General features: G+C 71.8%; 19 protein-coding genes and 1 riboswitch. Of the genes, 11 read left to right on the top strand and 8 right to left on the bottom strand.

Annotated elements, in window-relative coordinates:
• Positions 1-18: 18 nt before the first annotated feature.
• The 3 genes from macS to BFF78_RS30580 all read left to right on the top strand — a co-directional run bounded on the left by macS (position 19) and on the right by BFF78_RS30580 (position 3075).
• Positions 19-1224: a MacS family sensor histidine kinase gene (gene macS, locus BFF78_RS30570; RefSeq protein ID WP_069781364.1), complete on the top strand. Its 1206-nt coding sequence runs from the start codon at positions 19-21 to the stop codon at positions 1222-1224.
• A complete protein-coding gene (locus BFF78_RS30575) occupies positions 1221-1898 on the top strand; it encodes a response regulator (protein WP_069781365.1) in 678 nt (225 codons plus the stop codon). Before macS ends, BFF78_RS30575 begins: the two co-directional genes overlap by 4 nt.
• A gap of 148 nt (positions 1899-2046) precedes the next feature.
• Entirely contained in the window at positions 2047-3075 is a 1029-nt protein-coding gene (locus BFF78_RS30580; RefSeq protein ID WP_069781366.1) for a 6-phosphofructokinase, read from the top strand.
• Between the two features lie 13 nt (positions 3076-3088).
• Here BFF78_RS30580 and BFF78_RS30585 read toward each other — a convergent pair whose 3' ends face one another.
• Together BFF78_RS30585 and BFF78_RS50245 are read right to left on the bottom strand one after the other, a co-directional pair.
• The gene (locus tag BFF78_RS30585; RefSeq protein ID WP_069781367.1) at positions 3089-4981 is read right to left on the bottom strand and encodes an anthranilate synthase family protein; all 1893 of its coding nucleotides are present in this window, start codon (positions 4979-4981) and stop codon (positions 3089-3091) included.
• A 102-nt stretch (positions 4982-5083) separates the two neighbouring features.
• Positions 5084-5140: a trp operon leader peptide gene (locus BFF78_RS50245; RefSeq protein ID WP_107440922.1), complete on the bottom strand. Its 57-nt coding sequence runs from the start codon at positions 5138-5140 to the stop codon at positions 5084-5086.
• A gap of 118 nt (positions 5141-5258) precedes the next feature.
• Here BFF78_RS50245 and BFF78_RS30590 point away from each other — a divergent pair, with 118 nt between their 5' ends.
• Together BFF78_RS30590 and BFF78_RS30595 are read left to right on the top strand one after the other, a co-directional pair.
• Positions 5259-6611: a class II 3-deoxy-7-phosphoheptulonate synthase gene (locus BFF78_RS30590; RefSeq protein ID WP_069781368.1), complete on the top strand. Its 1353-nt coding sequence runs from the start codon at positions 5259-5261 to the stop codon at positions 6609-6611.
• Positions 6612-6759: 148 nt separating this feature from the next.
• Entirely contained in the window at positions 6760-6984 is a 225-nt protein-coding gene (locus tag BFF78_RS30595; RefSeq protein ID WP_069781369.1) for a (2Fe-2S)-binding protein, read from the top strand.
• Here the strand turns inward: BFF78_RS30595 and bfr are convergent.
• On the bottom strand, positions 6981-7460 hold the full coding sequence (bfr, locus tag BFF78_RS30600) for a bacterioferritin (RefSeq protein WP_069781370.1): 480 nt from the start codon (positions 7458-7460) through the stop codon (positions 6981-6983). The genes BFF78_RS30595 and bfr overlap by 4 nt on opposite strands.
• 175 nt (positions 7461-7635) lie before the next feature.
• On the opposite strand from bfr, the gene BFF78_RS30605 reads away from it, so the two are divergent.
• Positions 7636-8268, top strand: coding sequence for a sulfite oxidase-like oxidoreductase (locus tag BFF78_RS30605; RefSeq protein ID WP_069781371.1), 633 nt, complete (start codon positions 7636-7638; stop codon positions 8266-8268).
• Between the two features lie 19 nt (positions 8269-8287).
• Here the strand turns inward: BFF78_RS30605 and BFF78_RS30610 are convergent, their stop codons facing one another.
• The 5 genes from BFF78_RS30610 to thiO all read right to left on the bottom strand — a co-directional run bounded on the left by BFF78_RS30610 (position 8288) and on the right by thiO (position 13530).
• A complete protein-coding gene (locus tag BFF78_RS30610; RefSeq protein WP_079161545.1) occupies positions 8288-9214 on the bottom strand; it encodes a deoxyribonuclease IV in 927 nt (308 codons plus the stop codon).
• Between the two features lie 56 nt (positions 9215-9270).
• Complete coding sequence (gene pknB, locus BFF78_RS30615; RefSeq protein WP_069781373.1) at positions 9271-11214, bottom strand: Stk1 family PASTA domain-containing Ser/Thr kinase; 1944 nt, start codon at positions 11212-11214, stop codon at positions 9271-9273.
• 151 nt (positions 11215-11365) lie between these two features.
• Positions 11366-12160, bottom strand: coding sequence for a thiazole synthase (locus tag BFF78_RS30620; RefSeq protein WP_069781374.1), 795 nt, complete (start codon positions 12158-12160; stop codon positions 11366-11368).
• 3 nt (positions 12161-12163) lie between these two features.
• Positions 12164-12364: a sulfur carrier protein ThiS gene (thiS, locus tag BFF78_RS30625; RefSeq protein ID WP_069783914.1), complete on the bottom strand. Its 201-nt coding sequence runs from the start codon at positions 12362-12364 to the stop codon at positions 12164-12166.
• A 2-nt stretch (positions 12365-12366) separates the two neighbouring features.
• Entirely contained in the window at positions 12367-13530 is a 1164-nt protein-coding gene (gene thiO, locus BFF78_RS30630) for a glycine oxidase ThiO (protein ID WP_069783915.1), read from the bottom strand.
• A riboswitch (TPP riboswitch) is annotated at positions 13528-13639 on the bottom strand. It overlaps the preceding gene by 3 nt.
• Before the next feature lie 200 nt (positions 13640-13839).
• On the opposite strand from thiO, the gene BFF78_RS30635 reads away from it, so the two are divergent.
• From BFF78_RS30635 to BFF78_RS30655, 5 genes are all read left to right on the top strand, one after another.
• Positions 13840-15069 carry an NAD(P)/FAD-dependent oxidoreductase gene (locus tag BFF78_RS30635; protein ID WP_193433574.1) on the top strand — a complete coding sequence of 410 codons (1230 nt, stop codon included), beginning with the start codon at positions 13840-13842 and terminating at the stop codon, positions 15067-15069.
• A 129-nt stretch (positions 15070-15198) separates the two neighbouring features.
• Positions 15199-15564, top strand: a complete 366-nt coding sequence (locus tag BFF78_RS30640) for an Rv2175c family DNA-binding protein (RefSeq protein WP_069781376.1) — start codon at positions 15199-15201, stop codon at positions 15562-15564.
• A 98-nt stretch (positions 15565-15662) separates the two neighbouring features.
• On the top strand, positions 15663-16310 hold the full coding sequence (gene thiE / locus BFF78_RS30645; RefSeq protein ID WP_069781377.1) for a thiamine phosphate synthase: 648 nt from the start codon (positions 15663-15665) through the stop codon (positions 16308-16310).
• 121 nt (positions 16311-16431) lie between these two features.
• Positions 16432-17355: a methylenetetrahydrofolate reductase [NAD(P)H] gene (gene metF, locus BFF78_RS30650; protein WP_069781378.1), complete on the top strand. Its 924-nt coding sequence runs from the start codon at positions 16432-16434 to the stop codon at positions 17353-17355.
• Between the two features lie 56 nt (positions 17356-17411).
• Positions 17412-18353 (top strand): SCO2102 family sporulation regulator, encoded by a 942-nt coding sequence (locus BFF78_RS30655; protein WP_069781379.1) that lies wholly within the window; start codon positions 17412-17414, stop codon positions 18351-18353.
• Positions 18354-18367: the final 14 nt, after the last annotated feature.

Consider the following 18367-nt stretch of genomic DNA (forward strand, 5'->3'; position numbering starts at 1 on the left):
GCCGGGGGACGGGGGGACATGCCCAGGCGTGAGCGTGTGATGAGGATGTCGGTCGAGCTGCCGCTGTGGCGCGCGCTCGCCGGCTACCGCGTCCTGACCATGCTGTACGCCATCGGTCTGGGCGCCACCAGGTACCACCTCTTCCAGCGCCCCTGGGTCGCCGTCTGCTTTTTCGCCGTCCTGTTCGTCTGGACCCTCGCCACCCTGCCGAGGGTGCGCAACGCGGCGAGCTGCACCAAGCGCTTCCTGGCCGCCGACCTGACCATCGCCCTCACCGGCGTCCTGCTCACCCCGCTCGCCGACAGCCACCAGCGGATCGCGGGCGGCCCCACGCTGCCGTCGATATGGACCGGCGGCGCGGTGCTGGCCTTCGCGATCAAGGGCGGCTGGCGCTGGGCGGCCGCCGCCTGCACGCCGGTCGCCCTGGCCAACCTGATCGAACGCGGCCATCCCGCCCGGGACACCGTGCACAGCCTGATCCTCGTCTGGGTGGCCTCGATCGCCATCGGCTACGTCGTGGAGGTCGCCCGCGCCTCCGAACGCACCCTCGCCCGCGCCCTGGAGATCGAGGCCGCGACCCGGGAGCGGGAGCGGCTGGCCCGGGACATCCACGACGGCGTCCTGCAGGTGCTGGCGATGGTGCAGCGGCGCGGCGCGGTGATCGGCGGCGAGGCGGCGGAGCTGGGGCGGCTCGCGGGGGAGCAGGAGGTGGCCCTGCGCACGCTGGTCTCCGGCGGTCTGGTGCCGGTCTCCCGGGTGTCGGAGGACGCCGCCGCCGGGGCGGTCGTACGCGCGGTGGACGAGCCCGACGACGAGGGCCCGGTCGACCTGCGCTCCCTGCTCGCGTCCTGCGCGGGTTCCCGGGTGAGTCTGGCCGAGCCCGGTGCGCCGGTGCGGCTGCCCCGGCCGGCCGCGCGGGAGCTGGCCGCCGCGGTGGGCGCCGCCCTGGACAACGTACGCAGGCACGCGGGCCCCGAGGCGCGGGCCTGGATCCTGGTCGAGGACGAGCCGGACGAGGTCGTCGTCACCGTCCGGGACGACGGGCCCGGCATCCCCGAGGGCCGGCTCGCCCAGGCCGCGGGCGAGGGCCGGCTCGGGGTCGCCCAGTCGATCCGGGGCCGGCTGCGCGACCTGGGCGGCAGCGCCGAGCTGATCTCCGTCCCCGGGCAGGGCACGGAAGTGGAACTGAAGGTACCGAAGACCGTGAAGGCGGAGCGTCGATGAGCGAGCAGCAGGACCCGATCAAGGTCATGGTGGTGGACGACCACCCCATGTGGCGCGACGCGGTCGCCCGGGACCTGAGCGAGTCCGGCTTCGAGGTGGTCGCCACCGCCGGCGACGGCGAACAGGCGGTCCGCCGCGCCAAGGCCGCCGCCCCCGACGTCCTCGTGCTGGACCTCAACCTCCCGGCCAAGCCCGGTGTCCAGGTGTGCAGGGAACTGGTCGGCCACAACCCGGCGTTGCGCGTCCTCGTCCTCTCCGCGAGCGGTGAGCACGCCGACGTCCTGGAGGCGGTCAAGTCCGGCGCGACCGGCTATCTGCTGAAGTCGGCCTCCACCGAGGAGCTGCTGGACGCGGTGCGCCGTACCGCCGTCGGCGACCCGGTGTTCACGCCGGGCCTCGCCGGGCTCGTCCTCGGTGAGTACCGCCGTCTGGCCTCCGAGCCCGCGCCCGCCCCCGACACCGACGAGCCCGGCGCGCCCCGGCTGACGGACCGGGAGACCGAGGTGCTGCGGCTGGTCGCCAAGGGCCTGAGCTACAAGCAGATCGCCGAACGCCTCGTCATCTCCCACCGCACGGTCCAGAACCATGTGCAGAACACCCTCGGCAAGCTCCAACTGCACAACAGGGTCGAGCTGGTGCGGTACGCCATAGAGCGCGGCCTCGACGACGAGTAGCGGCAAGAAGCGGTAAGAAGCGGCAAGAGAGGCCCTGTGGGGGGCCGTTCGTCAATGCACCGAAATCACCCGTCCCGCCCCTCCCGGTGTGACCTGGGTCACCGTTAGCGTGACCGACTGTCAGGGAACCGTGGCGAAGGGACATTTCATGCGGGTCGGAGTACTGACCGGAGGCGGCGACTGCCCCGGGCTCAACGCCGTCATCCGGGGCATCGTCCGCAAGGGCGTGCAGGAATACGGCTATGACTTCGTCGGCTTCCGGGACGGCTGGCGAGGCCCCCTCGAAGGCGACACCGTCCGTCTCGACATCCCCGCCGTGCGCGGCATCCTGCCCCGCGGCGGCACCATCCTCGGCTCCTCGCGCACCAACCCCCTCAAGGCGGAGAACGGCATCCGCCGGATCAAGGACAACCTCGCCAAGCTGGACGTCCAGGCCCTCATCGCGATCGGCGGCGAGGACACCCTGGGGGTCGCCGCGCGGCTGTCCGACGAGTACGGGGTGCCCTGCGTCGGGGTGCCCAAGACGATCGACAACGACCTGTCCGCCACCGACTACACCTTCGGCTTCGACACCGCCGTCAACATCGCAACCGAAGCCATCGACCGGCTGCACACCACCGCCGAGTCCCACATGCGGGTCCTGGTCGTGGAGGTGATGGGCCGGCACGCCGGCTGGATCGCCATCCACTCGGGGCTGGCCGGCGGTGCCAACGTCATCCTCATCCCCGAGCAGCGCTTCGACGTCGAGCAGGTCTGCGCCTGGGTGACCTCCCGCTTCCGGGCGTCGTACGCGCCGATCGTGGTCGTCGCCGAGGGCGCCATGCCGAAGGACGGCGACATGGTGCTCAAGGACGGGACACTGGACTCCTTCGGGCACGTCCGGCTCTCCGGGGTCGGCGAGTGGCTGGCCAAGGAGATCGAGAGCCGCACCGGCAAGGAGGCCCGCACCACCGTCCTCGGCCACGTCCAGCGCGGCGGCACCCCCAGCGCCTTCGACCGCTGGCTCGCCACCCGCTTCGGCCTGCACGCCATCGACTGCGTCCACGACGGCGACTTCGGCAAGATGGTCGCCCTGCGCGCCACCGACATCGTCCGCGTCCCTCTCGCCGAGGCCACGGCCAGGCTGAAGACGGTGGATCCGAAGCTGTACGAGGAGGTCGGGGTGTTCTTCGGCTGAGGGGTTCGTCTTCTCAGCGCAGGTCGGCGACATCCGGAGCAGGGGTCTGGGGGCGGCAGCCCCCAGGCAGCCGACCGACCAGTTCCCGTACCACCGCGGCCCCGTTCAGGCTGAGGATCGACTCCGGGTGGAACTGCACTCCCGCGAAACCGGAGCCGCGCAGGGCGTGCACCTCCCCGTTCGCTTCCCGGCTCACCTCGATGCCGTGCGCGGCCAGCTCCCGGGCCGCCCCGTCGTCGCAGCGGGCGACGAAGCTGTTGTAGAAGCCGACGGTCTCGGGCCGCCCGAACAGGTCGATGGTGGTCTGCGCCCCCTGGTACGGCACCTCCTTGCGGACGATGTCCAGTCCCAGCTCGGCCGCGATCAGTTCATGGCCCAGGCAGACGCCCAGCACCCCGTGCCGGTGCTCACGGATCACCGTGGCGGTCAGCTCCCGCAGGAGCCGCATCTTCGGGTCGGCGAGGTCGGCCGGGTCGCCCGGTCCGGGGCCGAGCACCACCGGGCCCTCGTGCGCGAGGACGGCCGCCCGCAGTTCCGGTTCGTCGTACCGCCGTACCGTCACCTCCAGACCGCCCGAGCGCAGCACATGCGCCAGCATCGCGGTGAAGGTGTCCTCGCCGTCGACGACGAGGGCATGGCCGCCCTGCGCCTCGTGCCGCTCCTGCATCCGCAGCCAGAAGGGCGCGAGCGCGGCCCGCCGGCCGTCCAGCGCCGCGCGCACCCGGGGGTCGTCGGCCAGCCGCGGCCGCTCCCGCTCCGCGCGCGGCCGGGACGGCCGTACCCCGAGGGCCGCCAGCACGCCCGCCGCCTTCGCGTGCGTCTCCGCGACCTCGCTCGCCGGGTCCGAGCCCCGCACCAGCGTGGCGCCGACCGGGACGCGCAGGTGTCCCGCGCAGGAGATGTCGGCGGTGCGGATCAGGATCGGGGAGTCCAGGGTCTGCGCGCCCCCGGAGTCCCGCCCCAGCAGCGCCAGCGCACCCCCGTAGTAGCCCCGCCCGCCCACCTCATGGCGCTCGATCACCCGGCACGCGTTCTGCACCGGCGACCCGGTCACCGTCGCGGCGAACATGGTCTCCTTCAGCACCTCCCGCACATCCAGAGAGGACCTGCCGCGCAGCTCGTACTCGGTGTGCGCGAGGTGGGCCATCTCCTTCAGCCGCGGCCCGACGACCACCCCGCCCATGTCGCCGACGGTGCACATCATCTTCAGTTCCTCGTCGACGACCATCGACAGTTCCTCGACCTCCTTGCCGTCGGCGAGGAAGGAGAGCAGATGCTCGGGCGTCGGCCCCTCGGCGGGATAGCGGTACGTGCCACTGATCGGGTTCATGACGACCGTCCCGCCGGACATCCGCACGTGCACCTCCGGACTGGCGCCCACCAGCGTGCGGTCCCCGGTGTGCACGACGAACGTCCAGTACGCGCCCCGCTCGCCCTCCAGCAGCCGCCGGAACAGCGCGAGCGCGTCGGCGCGGGCGAACCCCGGGATCTCGCCCTCGTAGGTGCGCCGGATCACGAAGTTCGCGCCCTCGCCCCGGCCGATCTCCTCGTCCAGCACCCGGGCGACGATCTCGCCGTACGCCTCGTCGCCGACGTCGAAGCCGCCGCCCTCCACCCGCACCTCATGCGCCGGGAGCCGGGACAGCGCGACGTCGAGCGGGATCTCGTACGACTCCTCGGGCGTCAGCACCAGCAGCGGGGTGCCGTCGTCGCGGACGTCGAAGCCGCGCTCGCGGATCTGCCGGAACGGCACGAGCGCGAGGCCCTGGCCGGGCAGGTCGGCGAGCCGGTCGTGGCTGGTCACCGGGCCGAGCAGCACCTCCACCGGGTGCTTTGCCCGGCCGGGGATGCGGCGGCGGAGCAGGGCGAAGGGACGGGGATCGGACAACAGGTCCATGAGGTTCACGGGTCGGGCTCCTTCTCGATCGTCTTGACGGAGAGGAACGACCCCGGAACACGCCGAAGGCCGCCCCTCGGGCGGCCTTCGCGAAGTCTTGGGTACGCGCGATCAGCGGGCCGCCGGAGAAGCGGTCCACCACCAGTTCTGGATCGAAAGCGCGAACATGCGAGGAACCCTACCGCACCCCGTGCGCCCACAGGCCGCCGTCCACGGGACAGTCCCGGCGTCTCACCTTTCGAGCAAGAAGAGGGGGCACGCGACACGACCCCGTAATGTTTACGAGGTGACCGTGAACGCTAAGACCAGCCCGAGCGCTGGCAACACCTGGCGACACCTGCCCGCGGCGCAGCAGCCCGACTACCCCGACGCCGAGGCTCTGCGCGCAGTGATCGCCGAGCTCGAGTCGTATCCGCCGCTCGTCTTCGCGGGCGAGTGTGACCAGCTGCGCGCCCGGATGGCGGCCGTCGCCAAGGGAGAGGCGTTCCTCCTCCAGGGCGGCGACTGCGCCGAAGCCTTCGACGCGGTGTCCGCCGACCACATCCGCAACAAGCTGAAGACGCTGCTCCAGATGGGTGCCGTCCTCACCTACGCGGCCTCCGTGCCCGTGGTGAAGGTCGGCCGTATCGCCGGGCAGTACTCCAAGCCCCGCTCCAAGCCGACCGAGACCCGCGACGGCGTGACGCTCCCGGTGTACCGGGGCGACTCCGTCAACGGCTTCGAGTTCACCGAGGCGTCCCGCATCCCGGACCCCGAGCGGCTCAAGCGCATGTACCACGCGTCGGCGTCCACGCTGAACCTGGTGCGTGCCTTCACCACCGGCGGTTACGCGGACCTGCACCAGGTGCACGCCTGGAACCAGGACTTCGTGCGGACCTCGCCGTCGGGCCAGCGCTACGAGCAGCTCGCGCGCGAGATCGACAACGCGCTGAACTTCATGCGGGCCTGCGGCGCCGAGCCGGAGGAGTTCAAGACCGTCGAGTTCTTCTCCTCGCACGAGGCGCTGCTGCTGGACTACGAGTCCGCTCTCACCCGGGTCGACTCGCGCACCGGCAAGCTGTACGACGTCTCCGCGCACATGGTGTGGATCGGTGAGCGCACCCGGCAGCTGGACCACGCGCACATCGAGTTCGCCTCGCAGATCCGCAACCCGCTCGGCATCAAGCTCGGCCCGACGACGACGGCCGAGGAGGCGCTGAAGTACATCGAGCGTCTCGACCCCGACCGGGAGCCGGGCCGGCTGACCTTCGTCGTCCGGATGGGCGCCGACAAGATCCGTGACAAGCTCCCCGAGCTGGTGGAGAAGGTCACGGCGTCCGGCGCGACGGTGGCCTGGGTGACCGACCCGATGCACGGCAACACCTTCGAGGCGGCCTCCGGGCACAAGACCCGCCGCTTCGACGACGTGCTCGACGAGGTCAAGGGCTTCTTCGAGGTCCACAAGGCGCTCGGCACCCACCCGGGCGGTATCCATGTGGAGCTGACCGGCGACGACGTCACCGAGTGCGTGGGCGGCGGCGACGAGATCTTCGTCGACGATCTGCACCAGCGCTACGAGACGGCCTGCGACCCGCGGCTGAACCGCAGCCAGTCGCTGGACCTGGCGTTCCTGGTCGCGGAGATGTACCGGGACCAGTAGGACCTGGGGGCGATCTGGGGCGCGGATCACATCCGATCCGCGCCCCTGCCTACTTTTGCGGTCCCGGTGCGGCCGGTAAGGTTAGGTTTGCCTCACCGGAAAACGGGATGGCAAGAAGACAGCGATCCCGCCCGGGAGGTGAATCCGCGTGTACGTCTGCAGCTGCTTCGGCATCACCGAGGCCCAGGTCAAGCAGCACGCGGAGGACGGCGCCTGCACCCCCCGCCAGATAGCCTCCGCCTGCAAGGCGGGCACGGACTGCGGATCGTGCGTCCGCCGGATCCAGGCCCTCCTCGGCCGGGGCGCCTGCCCGCGGCGTGAGCTGGCCGACCAGGGCAGGCCGGTCCTCTCCGACCTCCCGGAAGCCGCCTAGCTCTCCGGCTGCTCGATGATCTGGGAGATGTAGAGCGCCTCGCCCAGCTTCTCCACCAGCTCCAGCTGGGTGTCGAGGTAGTCGATGTGGTGCTCCTCGTCGGCGAGGATGTCCTCGAAGATGTTCGCGGACGTCATGTCGCCCTTCTCGCGCATCACCTTGATGCCCCGCTTCAGCCGGTCGATCGCCTCGACCTCGATCTGCCGGTCGGCCTCGAACATCTCCTTGACGGTCTGCCCGACCCGGACGTGGAACAGCCGCTGGTAGTTGGGCAGCCCCTCCAGGAACAGGATCCGGTCGGTGAGCACCTCGGCGTGCTTCATCTCGTCGAAGGACTCGTGCCGCGTGTACTTGGCGAGCTTGTACCAACCGAAGTTCTCCTGCATCTTCGCGTGCAGGAAGTACTGGTTGATCGCGGTCAGCTCGGCGGTGAGCTGCTCGTTGAGGAACTCGATGACCTCGGGGTCGCCCTGCATCGCAGCGGCTCCTTCCACGCGGGAATCGGGGGAGGTGTGCGGGCGCATGATTGCATCGGCGACGAAGATCGTCCAGTAAGTGGGCACTTAGTAAGTAAGTGCTTGCTTGATGTGAGTTGTCCGGTTCGCGGACTCGTGGTCAAGGGCACTGCCCGAGGTCTGTCAGGATAGATACATGGGTCATCCGGTGGAGCGCGAGTCTGGAGCAACGGCAGGGTCCGAGCTTCCGCCGGGTCAGCGGCTCCAGCGCGGCTGGCCGGTCACGCATTACGGGCCCGTCCCGAAGTTCCGCCCCGAACGCTGGGAGTTCCGGGTCTTCGGCGCCACCGCCGACGGGGACAAGCACGTCTGGAACCACGAGGAGTTCACGGCCCTGCCGTACACCACCGTGGTGGCCGATCTGCACTGCGTGACCAAGTTCAGCATGGTCGGCGCGGAGTGGGGCGGCATCCCCGCCCGCACCATCCTCGACCTCGCCCCGCCGGCGCCGGACGTCACCCATGTGATGGTCTGGGCGGAGTACGGCTTCAGCTCGAACCTCCGCCTGTCGGACTTCGCCTCCGCCCGCACGATCTTCGCCACCCACAAGGACGGCGAACTCCTCACCGCCGAGCACGGCTTCCCGGTCCGCCTGATCGTCCCCCACCTCTACGCCTGGAAGGGCCCCAAGTGGGTCCGCGGCGTGGAGTACATGACCGCCGACCGCCGCGGCTTCTGGGAGGAACGCGGCTACCACAACATCGGCGACCCGTGGAAGGAACAGCGATACTCGTACCAGGAAGAACCTGGAGAGGGCCCCGAGCTGTGACACCGGGCCGGTAAGCCCGTCAGCCGTCCCTGAGCTTCTTCAGCCGCTCCACGTCCGCCGCGTGCCCCGCCTGGCCGCCCGGCGTCTCGATGATCAGCGGTACGCCCTCGGTCGCGGGGTGGGTCATGAGGGCGCGGAAGGGGTCCTCGCCGATGTGGCCGGCGCCGATGTTCTCGTGCCGGTCCTTGTGCGCGCCGACCACGTCCTTGGAGTCGTTGGCGTGGATCAGCTTCAGCCGTCCCTCGCCGACCGTGTCCACCAGCAGGTCGAGCGTCTGGTGCATCCCGCCCGGCCCGGTCAGATCGTGCCCGGCGGCGAAGATGTGGCAGGTGTCCAGGCAGACCCCGAGCTTCGGGTGCGCGTCCAGCGCCTCGAAGTACGGGCCGAAGTCCCAGGTGCGCGAGCAGAGCGAGGCACCCTGGCCCGCCGTCGACTCCAGCAGCAGAAACGGATCGTCGTCGTGGGTCAGCTCGTCCAGCAGCGGCAGCATGTGCTCCCGCACCTGCTTCAGCGCCACGTCCCGGGCCCGCCCGCCGGTCGCGCTCCCGGTGTGCACGACCACACCCAGCGCGCCGATCTCCCGCCCGCGCCGCAGCGAGTGCCGCAGCGACTCCACCGACCGCTCCACGGTCGCCTCGGTGTGCGAGCCGAAGTTGATCAGGTAGGGCGCGTGGACGTACGCCGGGACGGACTCCCGCGCGCAGACCGCGCGGAACGCCTCGTCCTGCCGGGGGTTCCCGGCGGGCGTGGCCCAGCCGCGCGGGTTGGCCACGAAGACCTGCACGGTCTCCGCCTTCAGCGCACGGGCGTACGCCAGCCCCACGGAATGCAGGCCGCCGGCCACGGGGACATGACCGCCGACGGGATTGCGCGCAGGCGACGACGGCAGGGCCGAGGAAGACGAAGGGGACGACGACTGACGGGACGACGACGGATCGGGACTCACCCGCTCAGGGTGTCATGCCCGCACCGGCCGCCGGACCGCGGTCCCCGTGACCGCGGTCACCGGATGGTGATCGTGATCGTCGACCCCTTGGGCGCCGTGTCGCCGCCGCGCACCGACTGCTTCTTCACCGTGTCGCCGAACAGCCCGAGAAGCCCGCGGTCCTCCTCCACCTTGAACCCGGCGCCCTCCAGCGCCTTGTGGGCGTCGTCGACGCTGTCGCCGGTCACGTCCGGCACCTGGACCATCGCCGGGCCCTTGGACAGCGTCAGCGTCACCGTGTCGCCCTCGGCGGCCTGGCTGCCGTTGCCCGGGCTCTGCTGGGCCACCTTGCCCTTGTCGTAGTCGGAGTTGACCTGCTGGGGGGCGATCTCCACCTTCAGTCCGGCGTCCGTCAGCTGCTGCTTGGCATCCGCCGGATCGTCCCCGGTGACGTCGGGCACATCGACCGGGCCGCCCTTGCTGACGGTCAGCGCGATGGCCGAGCCCGCGTGCCGCTTGGTGCCGGCCCGCGGTGTCGTGGCGATCACGGAGCCCTTGGTGACGTCCTGGCTGAACTCCTGGGTGACCATGCCCGGCTCCAGCCCGTCCGCCTTCAGCCGGGCCCGCGCCTCGGCCAGCGTCCGGCCCGTCACATCCGGCACGTTCACCGTCTCCGGGCCCAGCGAGATGGTCAGCTTCACCGAGTCGTGGTCACGGATCCGGGCGCCGGGCTGCGGGTCGGTGCCGATGACCGTGCCCCGCTGGACCGCATCGTCGTACTCGCGCTTGATCTGCCCGACCTCCAGCCCGGCCGCCTTCAGCCGGTGCCGCGCCTGGGCCTCGGTCTTCGACAGCAGCGGCGGGACCTTCGTGAACTGGCCCGAGTTGATGTACCAGACCCCGGCGCCCACACCGAACACCACCAGCACGGCGGCGACGATCGTCAGCATCAGGCGCCTCGACCGCCGCGGCGGCACGGGCGGCGTCTGCAGCCGGCTGGTGTGCTGGACGGCGGGCTCGTCCTCGTTCACCGGCAGTGGCCGGGATGGGGGTCCCCCCGCGCGGGCGAAGCCGAACGTGGGGGAGGTCGGCGAGCGCGGTATCACGCTCGTCCGGTCCTCGGCGTTGTCGTGCTCCGCGGACAGTGCCTGCGGCGGCACCGCGTCCAGCCGCTCGTCGCTCAGCGGCCGGCGCGCCTCGCGCACCTGGGCGAGCAGCGCCACGGCGTCGTGCGGCCGGAGCTCCGGGGTGCGCGCGGTCGCCGACGCGACCAGCTGGTCCAGCTCGTACGGCAGCCCCGGCACCAGCGCCGAGGGCGGCGGCACGTCCTCGTGGATGTGCTTGTAGAGGACCTGGGCGGGGGAGTCCCCGGAGTGCGGCTTCCCGCCCGTCAGCATCTCGTAGAGCATGACACCGCAGGCGTACACGTCGACGCGTGGATCGGCGGTGCCGTGCTCTATCTGCTCGGGCGCGAGATACGACACGGTCCCGAGGACCGTACCCGTGGTGCTGGTCACCGTGTCCACGGACCGTACGAGCCCGAAGTCGGCGACCTTGACCCGCCCGTCGTCCCCTATCAGTACGTTCTCGGGCTTCATGTCCCGGTGCACGAACCCGGCCCGGTGCGCGGCGCCGAGCGCGGCGAGGACGGGCTCGAGGATGTCGAGGGCCGCGCGGGGCTGCAGCGCCCTGCGCTCGCGCAGCACGTCCCGCAGGGTGCACCCGGCGACGTACTCCATCGCCAGGTACACGTACGACCCGTCGGTCCCCTGGTCGAAGACCTGCACCACGTTCGGGTGCGCCAGCCGGGCGACGGACTTCGCCTCCCGGATGAACCGCTCCACGAAGGATCCGTCGGCGGCGAGCGTCGGGTGCATCACCTTCAGCGCGAGAACGCGGTCCAGACGGGTGTCCAGGGCCCGGTAGACCGTGGCCATCCCGCCGACCGCGATCCGTGCGTCGACGCGATAACGGCCGTCGAGCACCTGCCCGACGAGGGGGTCCTGAAGGGTCGTATCCACGCAGGGGAGTCTACGAGGACCGACCGACAACTCCCCCAGCGAGACCGCTTTCCCGCTGGCACTGAAGCCGACCTGTGACGCGGGACACGACCCGGGCGATGCCGAAAGCAGGCAGTGACGGCGTGGTGCGCGGGTGGGAGACCCAACGGGGCTAGAACGCCGGTCGCTCGGGATCCAACCGGGCCAACCCCTCCGTAGGAGACGACGCCTCGGCAAAGTGCCTGCGCGGAATCCGCCCGGCCAGCCGAGCCAGCCGGCCCCCCTCCACGGCATGCCGCATCGCGCAAGCCATGAGCTCCGGCTGCTGCGCCCGGGTCACCGCGGAGGCCAGCATCACCCCCGCACACCCCAGCTCCATGGCGAGGGCCACATCCGACGCCGTACCGGCCCCCGCATCCAGAATCACCGGCACACGCGCGTGCTCGACGATCAGCTGGAAGTTGTGGGGATTGCGGATCCCGAGCCCGGACCCGATCGGCGACCCCAGCGGCATGACGGCGGCACAGCCCGCGTCCTCCAGTTTCCGCGCCAGCACGGGATCGTCATTGGTGTACGGCAGCACCGTGAACCCGTCGTCGACCAGCGTCTCCGCCGCCTCCAGCAGCTCCACCGGATCCGGCAGCAGCGTCCGCTCGTCGGCGATGACCTCCAGCTTGATCAGGTCCGTGCCCAGTGCCTCCCGCGCCAGCCGCGCGGTCAGCACGGCCTCGCCGGCGGTGAAACAGCCCGCCGTGTTCGGCAGCACCCGGATACCCAGCCTCTCCAGCACCGACAGCACCGAACCGTGCACGGAGGGGTCCACCCGCCGCATCGCGACCGTCGTCAGCTCCGTACCGGAGGCGACCAGCGCCCGCTCCAGCACCTCCAGGCTGGGCGCGCCGCCCGTACCCATGATCAGCCGCGACGAGACGGTCGTTCCCCCGAGGACCAAGGGGTCGTCGGCCATGGCTCAGCCTCCCTGGACGGCGGTGAGGACTTCGACCCGGTCGCCCTCGGCCAGCGCGGTGGACGCCCACTGGGCGCGCGGGACGACGGTCTCGTTGACCGCGGCGGCCACCCCGGAGGGCGCCGGGGCCAGCGACCGTACGACGATGTCGAGAGCGGTACCCGGAACGATCTCCCGGCGCTCTCCGTTGACGGAGATCGAGATGCTCATGCGGGCTGCTCCACGAGGACGGCGGCGCCGAAGCGCCGCGGCGTGAACGGACGGGCTTCTTCCGGTAGTTGGCCACCGGCCAGCACCTCGGCCAGCACATCCCCGGTGACCGGCGTGAGCAGCACCCCGTTGCGGTAGTGCCCGGTGGCCAGCAGCAGCCCGTCGAGCCCGGACGGGCCGAGCAGCGGCGCGTTGTCGGGCGAGCCGGGGCGCAGCCCGGCCCGCGTCTCGGTGAGCGGCAGTTCGGTGATGCCCGGTACCAGCTCATGGGCGTCGCGCAGCAGCTCGTACACCCCGCCCGCGGTGACCGTCGTATCCCAGCCCAGCTCCTCGCTGGTGGCGCCGACGACCAGTTCGCCGTTCTCCCGGGGCACCAGGTAGACATGGCCGCCGCGGACCACGGCCCGGACCGTACGGCTCAGGAACGGCGCGTACCGGCGCGGCACCGTCAGCCGCAGCACCTGTCCCTTCACCGGCCGCACCGGCGGCAGCAGCGCCTGGGGCACCCCCGCGAGCCGCCCGCTCAGGCTGCCGGCGGCCAGCACCACCTGCCCGGCCCGCAGCCCGGTGCCCTCCGCCGTGGTGACCCCGGCGGCCCGGTCCCCCGCGACGTCCAGCCGCTCGGCCCACGCGCGGTGGAACGTGACGCCGGACCGCTCGCACGCCGCCACCAGCGCCGTCGCGAGCCGCCGCGGATCGATCTGGTGGTCGCCGTCGACCCGCAGCCCGCCGCGCACCCCGGGGGCGAGCATCGGCTCCAGGCGCCGGCACTCCCGCCCGGACAGCCACTCGGACTCCAGGCCGCAGCGCTGCTGAAGGACGTGCAGCTCACGCAGATGGGCGCGGTCGTCGGCGTCGAGCGCGACCTGGAGGGTGCCGCAGCGGCGGTAGCCGAGGTCGTGGCCGGTCAGCTCGGTCAGTTCGGCCGCGAAGCCCGGGTAGCGGCGGGCCGACTCCAGGTTCAGGGCGAGCAGGGTCTCCTCGCCGTAGTGCAGTTCGGTGACCGCGGCCAGCATCCCGGCCGCGACCCGCGCGGCCCCGCCGCCGGGCTCGGGGTCCACCACGGCCGTGGCGAGCCCGCGCTGCGCCGCGCGCCAGGCCGTGACCAGGCCGATGATTCCGCCCCCGATGACGAGGACGTCGGACGTACGTGACGACATGGGCGTCCAGCCCCTCCCTTCGCCGGCATGACCCGGATCAGGTTCGTACGGTCGGAGGCCGCCAGCCTCCCTCTCAGCCCGGTGCGTCCGGGCTCCCGCGAGTGCTTGTACGGTGGCCACCCTAGCCGCCGCGTTCGTCACCCGTAAGGGAGCCCCTGCCCGCGGCCGTCCGGGCGGCACCCGGGAGGGCGACCGGCCGGCGACGGCCTGGCGGCGGTAGTCCCAGGCGGGCGCCGGTACGAGCGGTGTGGAACAGGTCACCGGGCACGCCCGCTGACTGACGCGTTGTCACGTGTCTATGGTGATCGGGTGAGCGAGCAGACAGTGCAAGGGGGCACGTCAGCGCGGCGTGTGGTCGTCGTCGGCGCGGGCATGGCCGGGGTGCAGACCGCCGTCGCCCTGCGGGAGCAGGGTTTCCGGGGGCCCGTCACCGTGATCGGCGCGGAGCCGCACCAGCCGTACGACCGGCCGCCGCTGTCGAAGGCCGTGCTGCTCGGCAAGGCCGAGGACTCCGCCTTCGACGTGGACTTCGAGTTGCTCGGCGTCGACCTGCGGCTCGGCTGCGAGGTGCTGGGCCTGCGCCCCGCCGCGCACGAGCTGGACACCGAGGCGGGCCCGGTGCCGTACGACGTCCTGATCCTCGCCTCCGGCGCCGAGCCGATCACCCTGCCCGGCACCGAGGGCGTGCCCGGTGTGCACCTGCTGCGCACCCTGGACGACGCCGACCGGCTGCGGCCCGTGCTGGCCCGGCAGCACGACATCGTGGTCGTCGGGGCCGGCTGGATCGGCGCCGAGTTCGCGACGGCCGCCCGGGAGTCCGGCTGCGCGGTGACCGTCGTGGAGGCCGCCGACCGGCCGCTCGCCGGCGCCCTGCCCGCCGAGGTCGCGGCGCCCATGGCCGCCTGGTACGCCGACGCGGGCGCCGAGCTGCGCACGCACGCGCGCGTGGAGCACGTCGAGCCCGGCGCGGTGATCCTCGCCGACGGCACCCGGCTGCCCGCGGACGCCGTCGTCGTCGGCATCGGTGCCCGCCCCGCAACGGCCTGGCTGGCCGGCTCCGGCGTCGAGCTGGGCCCGCACGGGGACGTCCTCGCCGACGCCCACCTGCGCACCTCCGTGCCGGACGTGTACGCCGTCGGTGACTGCGCCTCCTTCCCTTCCGCCCGCTACGGCGAACGGCTGCTCGTCCACCACTGGGACAACGCCCTGCAGGGCCCGCGCACGGTCGCCGCGAACATCCTCGGCGAGACCCCCGCGGCCTACGACCCGGTGCCGTACTTCTGGTCCGAGCAGTTCGGCCGTTTCGTCCAGTACGCCGGCCACCACGCCGCCGCCGACCGCCTGGTCTGGCGCGGCGACCCGACGGGCCCGGCCTGGACGGTGTGCTGGCTGCGCGAGAACCGCCTGATCGCCCTGCTGGCGGTAGGCCGCCCGCGTGATCTGGCCCAGGGCCGCCGCTTGATCGAGGCGGGCCGCATCATGGACGCGCAGGCCCTGGCCGAGCCGGGCAGACCGCTGAAGGACGCAACCGCCGACTGAGCAGCGCGCCCCCAAGGGGTGCGGCACTGTACGACCAGCCACAACGGGGCCGCAACCGGAGGACGACGCAGCGCGGCACCCGGCGGAGCACATCGCGACCGAACCGGCGGAGCGCCTACTCTTGGTGACGTGACCGAGATTGACGCAAAGATCGATGCTCTCGTCCCCGCCTGGCTCACCCTCCCCGACATCGCCGAACAGCTCGGCGTCGAGGTGACGCGTGTGCGGCAGCTGGTCAAGGAGGGCCAGCTCATCGCCGTACGCCGAGGTGAGAACCGCGCGCTGCACGTCCCCGCCGCCTTCATCGACGGGGACAAGGTCGTCAAGGGCCTGTCCGGCACCCTGACGCTCCTGCGGGACGACGGCTTCACGGTCGAAGAGATGATCGAGTGGCTCTTCACCCCCGACGACACCCTGCCCGGCACCCCCGCGCAGGCCCTGAGCGAGAATCGCGGCACGGAGGTGAAGCGCCGCGCCCAGGCGCTCGCCGTCTGAGCCGAGCCGCACCACGCACGAGGGGTTGGCGTACGGGCCGTCGCAGCCCGTACGCCACCCGCTGAAGCCGCCAGGGACACCGATCAGGGGGACCACGTATGTCCGACACCGCACGCGCCGCGCTCGCCGACGCCCGCCTGTACCTCTGCACGGACGCGCGCAGGCGCCAGGGCGACCTGCCCGAGTTCCTGGACGCGGTCCTGGCCGGTGGTGTCGACATCGTGCAGCTGCGCGACAAGGGCATGGAGGCCGCCGAGGAGCTGGCGCACCTGGAGGTCTTCGCGGACGCCTGCGCCCGGCACGGCAAGCTCCTCGCGGTGAACGACCGCGCGGACGTCGCCCACGCCGCCCGCGCCGGCGTGCTGCACCTCGGCCAGGGCGACCTGCCGGTGCCCGCGGCCCGCGCGATCCTCGGCGACGACGTCCTGATCGGCCGCTCCACGCACGCCGAGTCCGAGGCCGCCGCGGCCGCCGTGCAGGACGGCGTGGACTACTTCTGCACCGGCCCGTGCTGGCCCACCCCCACCAAGCCCGGCCGCCATGCGCCCGGCCTCGACCTGGTCCGGTACACCGCCGCCCTGGGCACGGACCGCCCCTGGTTCGCCATCGGTGGCATCGACCTGGCCAACCTCGACCAGGTGCTGGACGCGGGCGCCCGCCGGGTGGTCGTGGTCCGGGCGATCACCGAGGCCGGTGATCCGGGAGCGGCGGCGGCCGAGTTCGCGAAGCGGCTGCGGCAGGCCTGACGACGGCGCTCCGCCGTGGTTCGTCCATGGTCCTGTCCAAGGGGCGGACAGGAGGCCGACAATTCGGGCGAATTCCATGCGTCCGGTTGGGGGACCGCCCGCCCCTGGCTAACCTGCGGGTATGGCCCTCGGAACCTCATCCACCAGGACTGATCGCGCACGCACCGTGCGCGACATTCTCGCCACCGGAAAGACGACGTACTCGTTCGAGTTCTCGGCGCCGAAGACCCCGAAGGGCGAGCGGAACCTGTGGAGCGCGCTCCGTCGGGTCGAGGCCGTCGCGCCGGACTTCGTCTCCGTGACCTACGGCGCCGGGGGTTCCACCCGTGCCGGCACGGTCAAGGAGACCCAGCAGATCGTCGCCGACACCACGCTCACCCCGGTCGCCCACCTCACCGCGGTCGACCACTCCATCGCCGAACTGCGCAACATCATCGGCCAGTACGCGGACGCCGGCATCCGCAACATGCTCGCCGTGCGCGGCGACCCGCCCGGCGACCCGATGGGCGAGTGGGTCCCGCACCCCACGGGCCTGACCTACGCGGCCGAACTCGTCCGGCTCATCAAGGAGTCGGGCGACTTCTGCGTGGGTGTCGCCGCGTTCCCGGAGATGCACCCCCGCTCCACGGACTGGGACACCGACGTCACCCACTTCGTGGACAAGTGCCGTGCGGGCGCCGACTACGCCATCACACAGATGTTCTTCCAGCCGGAGTCGTATCTCCGGCTGCGCGACCGGGTGGCCGCCGCGGGCTGTGACACCCCCGTGATCCCCGAGGTCCTGCCTGTCACCAGCGTGAAGATGCTGGAACGGTTGCCCAAACTCAGCAATGCCGTCTTCCCGGACGCCCTGAAAGAGCGGATCCTCACAGCCAAGGACGATCCGGCGGCGGTACGCTCGATCGGTATCGACTTCGCCACGGAGTTCTGCGCTCGGCTGCTCGCCGAGGGGGTGCCAGGACTGCACTTCATCACGCTCAACAACTCCACGGCGACCCTGGAAATCTACGAAAACCTGGGCCTGCACCACCCCCCGCAGGCCTAGACCGGCCGCACCGCGATACGACACACTGCGTAGCGGTCACTGGGAGAGGGGCGTACATGGGCTGGACGGTCCTCTACATCGCGTTCGGCATCGTCGCACTGTGGTTGCTGGGCGAGGTGCTGCTGCAGTACAAGGCACGCCTGCGCTGGCGGCTGCTCGCGTTCGCCGGCTTCCTCGGTGTCGTGGTCGGTGTGCTGATGCCGTCCGTGATCGTGATCGGCGTCGGCGCCATCGCCTTCGCGATCGGCCAGACGTATGTCACCCTCTCGTTCCGCCGCGGTTTCGCCGCCGGCTGGGCGGTCAAGCGCCCGGACGCCGGGGCCGAGGCCGGCGGCGGCAGCAAGCGCCGCCGCGGCAAGGCGGACCGGCACGACCCCGAGCTGGACGAGGCGGCCCCGGAGTACGACGGCACCGCCGAGGACCGGGACGCCGGCCAGGCCGTCTACGACCAGGGCCACGGCGACTACGCCGACTACGACCGCGACGACGTCTTCACCCCGGCCCGGCCCGCCGACCCGACCGCCGCCGAGACCACCGCCGTCTACGAGCCGCAGCCCCTGCCCGACGACACCGGCTCCTACGGCGTCTACGGCGACACCGCCTACGCGGGCGCCGCCCAGGCCCAGGGAGCCGACCAGCAGAACTACGCCTACGGCTACTCGGGCTACGGCCAGCAGGGCTACGGCTACGACGCCGGTGGCCAGCAGGCCTACGCCAACTACTCCGATCCCTACATCGGCAGCCAGTCCTACGGCGGCGGCGCGTACGACACCGGCTACTCCGGGCAGTACGCCCAGCAGGGCTACGCCCAGGACCCCTACGCCGGCGGCTACGGCGAGACCCCGGCGGGCGGGGTGTGGGTGCCGCAGCAGCGGACCGACGAGACCTACGGCGGTGAGCTCCCGCAGGAGCAGCCGTACCCCTACCAGAACCAGGAGCCCGGCCACGCCCAGCAGCCGCAGCCCGGCACCGGGTACGACGAGCAGTACCGTTTCTGAACCCCGACCGCTTC

The sequence above is a fragment of the Streptomyces fodineus genome, assembly GCF_001735805.1.
GTDB lineage: Bacteria > Actinomycetota > Actinomycetes > Streptomycetales > Streptomycetaceae > Streptomyces > Streptomyces fodineus.

Excerpts from the sequence above, each read along its gene's own strand:
- thiO (WP_069783915.1), bottom strand. The coding sequence starts at position 13,530 with ATGTCGTCACGTACGTCCGACGTCCTCGTCATCGGGGGCGGAATCATC.
- BFF78_RS30575 (WP_069781365.1), top strand. The coding sequence starts at position 1,221 with ATGAGCGAGCAGCAGGACCCGATCAAGGTCATGGTGGTGGACGACCAC.
- BFF78_RS30620 (WP_069781374.1), bottom strand. The coding sequence starts at position 12,160 with ATGGCCGACGACCCCTTGGTCCTCGGGGGAACGACCGTCTCGTCGCGG.
- thiE (WP_069781377.1), top strand. The coding sequence starts at position 15,663 with ATGTCCGACACCGCACGCGCCGCGCTCGCCGACGCCCGCCTGTACCTC.
- macS (WP_069781364.1), top strand. The coding sequence starts at position 19 with ATGCCCAGGCGTGAGCGTGTGATGAGGATGTCGGTCGAGCTGCCGCTG.
- BFF78_RS30605 (WP_069781371.1), top strand. The coding sequence starts at position 7,636 with ATGGGTCATCCGGTGGAGCGCGAGTCTGGAGCAACGGCAGGGTCCGAG.
- BFF78_RS30580 (WP_069781366.1), top strand. The coding sequence starts at position 2,047 with ATGCGGGTCGGAGTACTGACCGGAGGCGGCGACTGCCCCGGGCTCAAC.
- bfr (WP_069781370.1), bottom strand. The coding sequence starts at position 7,460 with ATGCAGGGCGACCCCGAGGTCATCGAGTTCCTCAACGAGCAGCTCACC.
- metF (WP_069781378.1), top strand. The coding sequence starts at position 16,432 with ATGGCCCTCGGAACCTCATCCACCAGGACTGATCGCGCACGCACCGTG.
- BFF78_RS30655 (WP_069781379.1), top strand. The coding sequence starts at position 17,412 with ATGGGCTGGACGGTCCTCTACATCGCGTTCGGCATCGTCGCACTGTGG.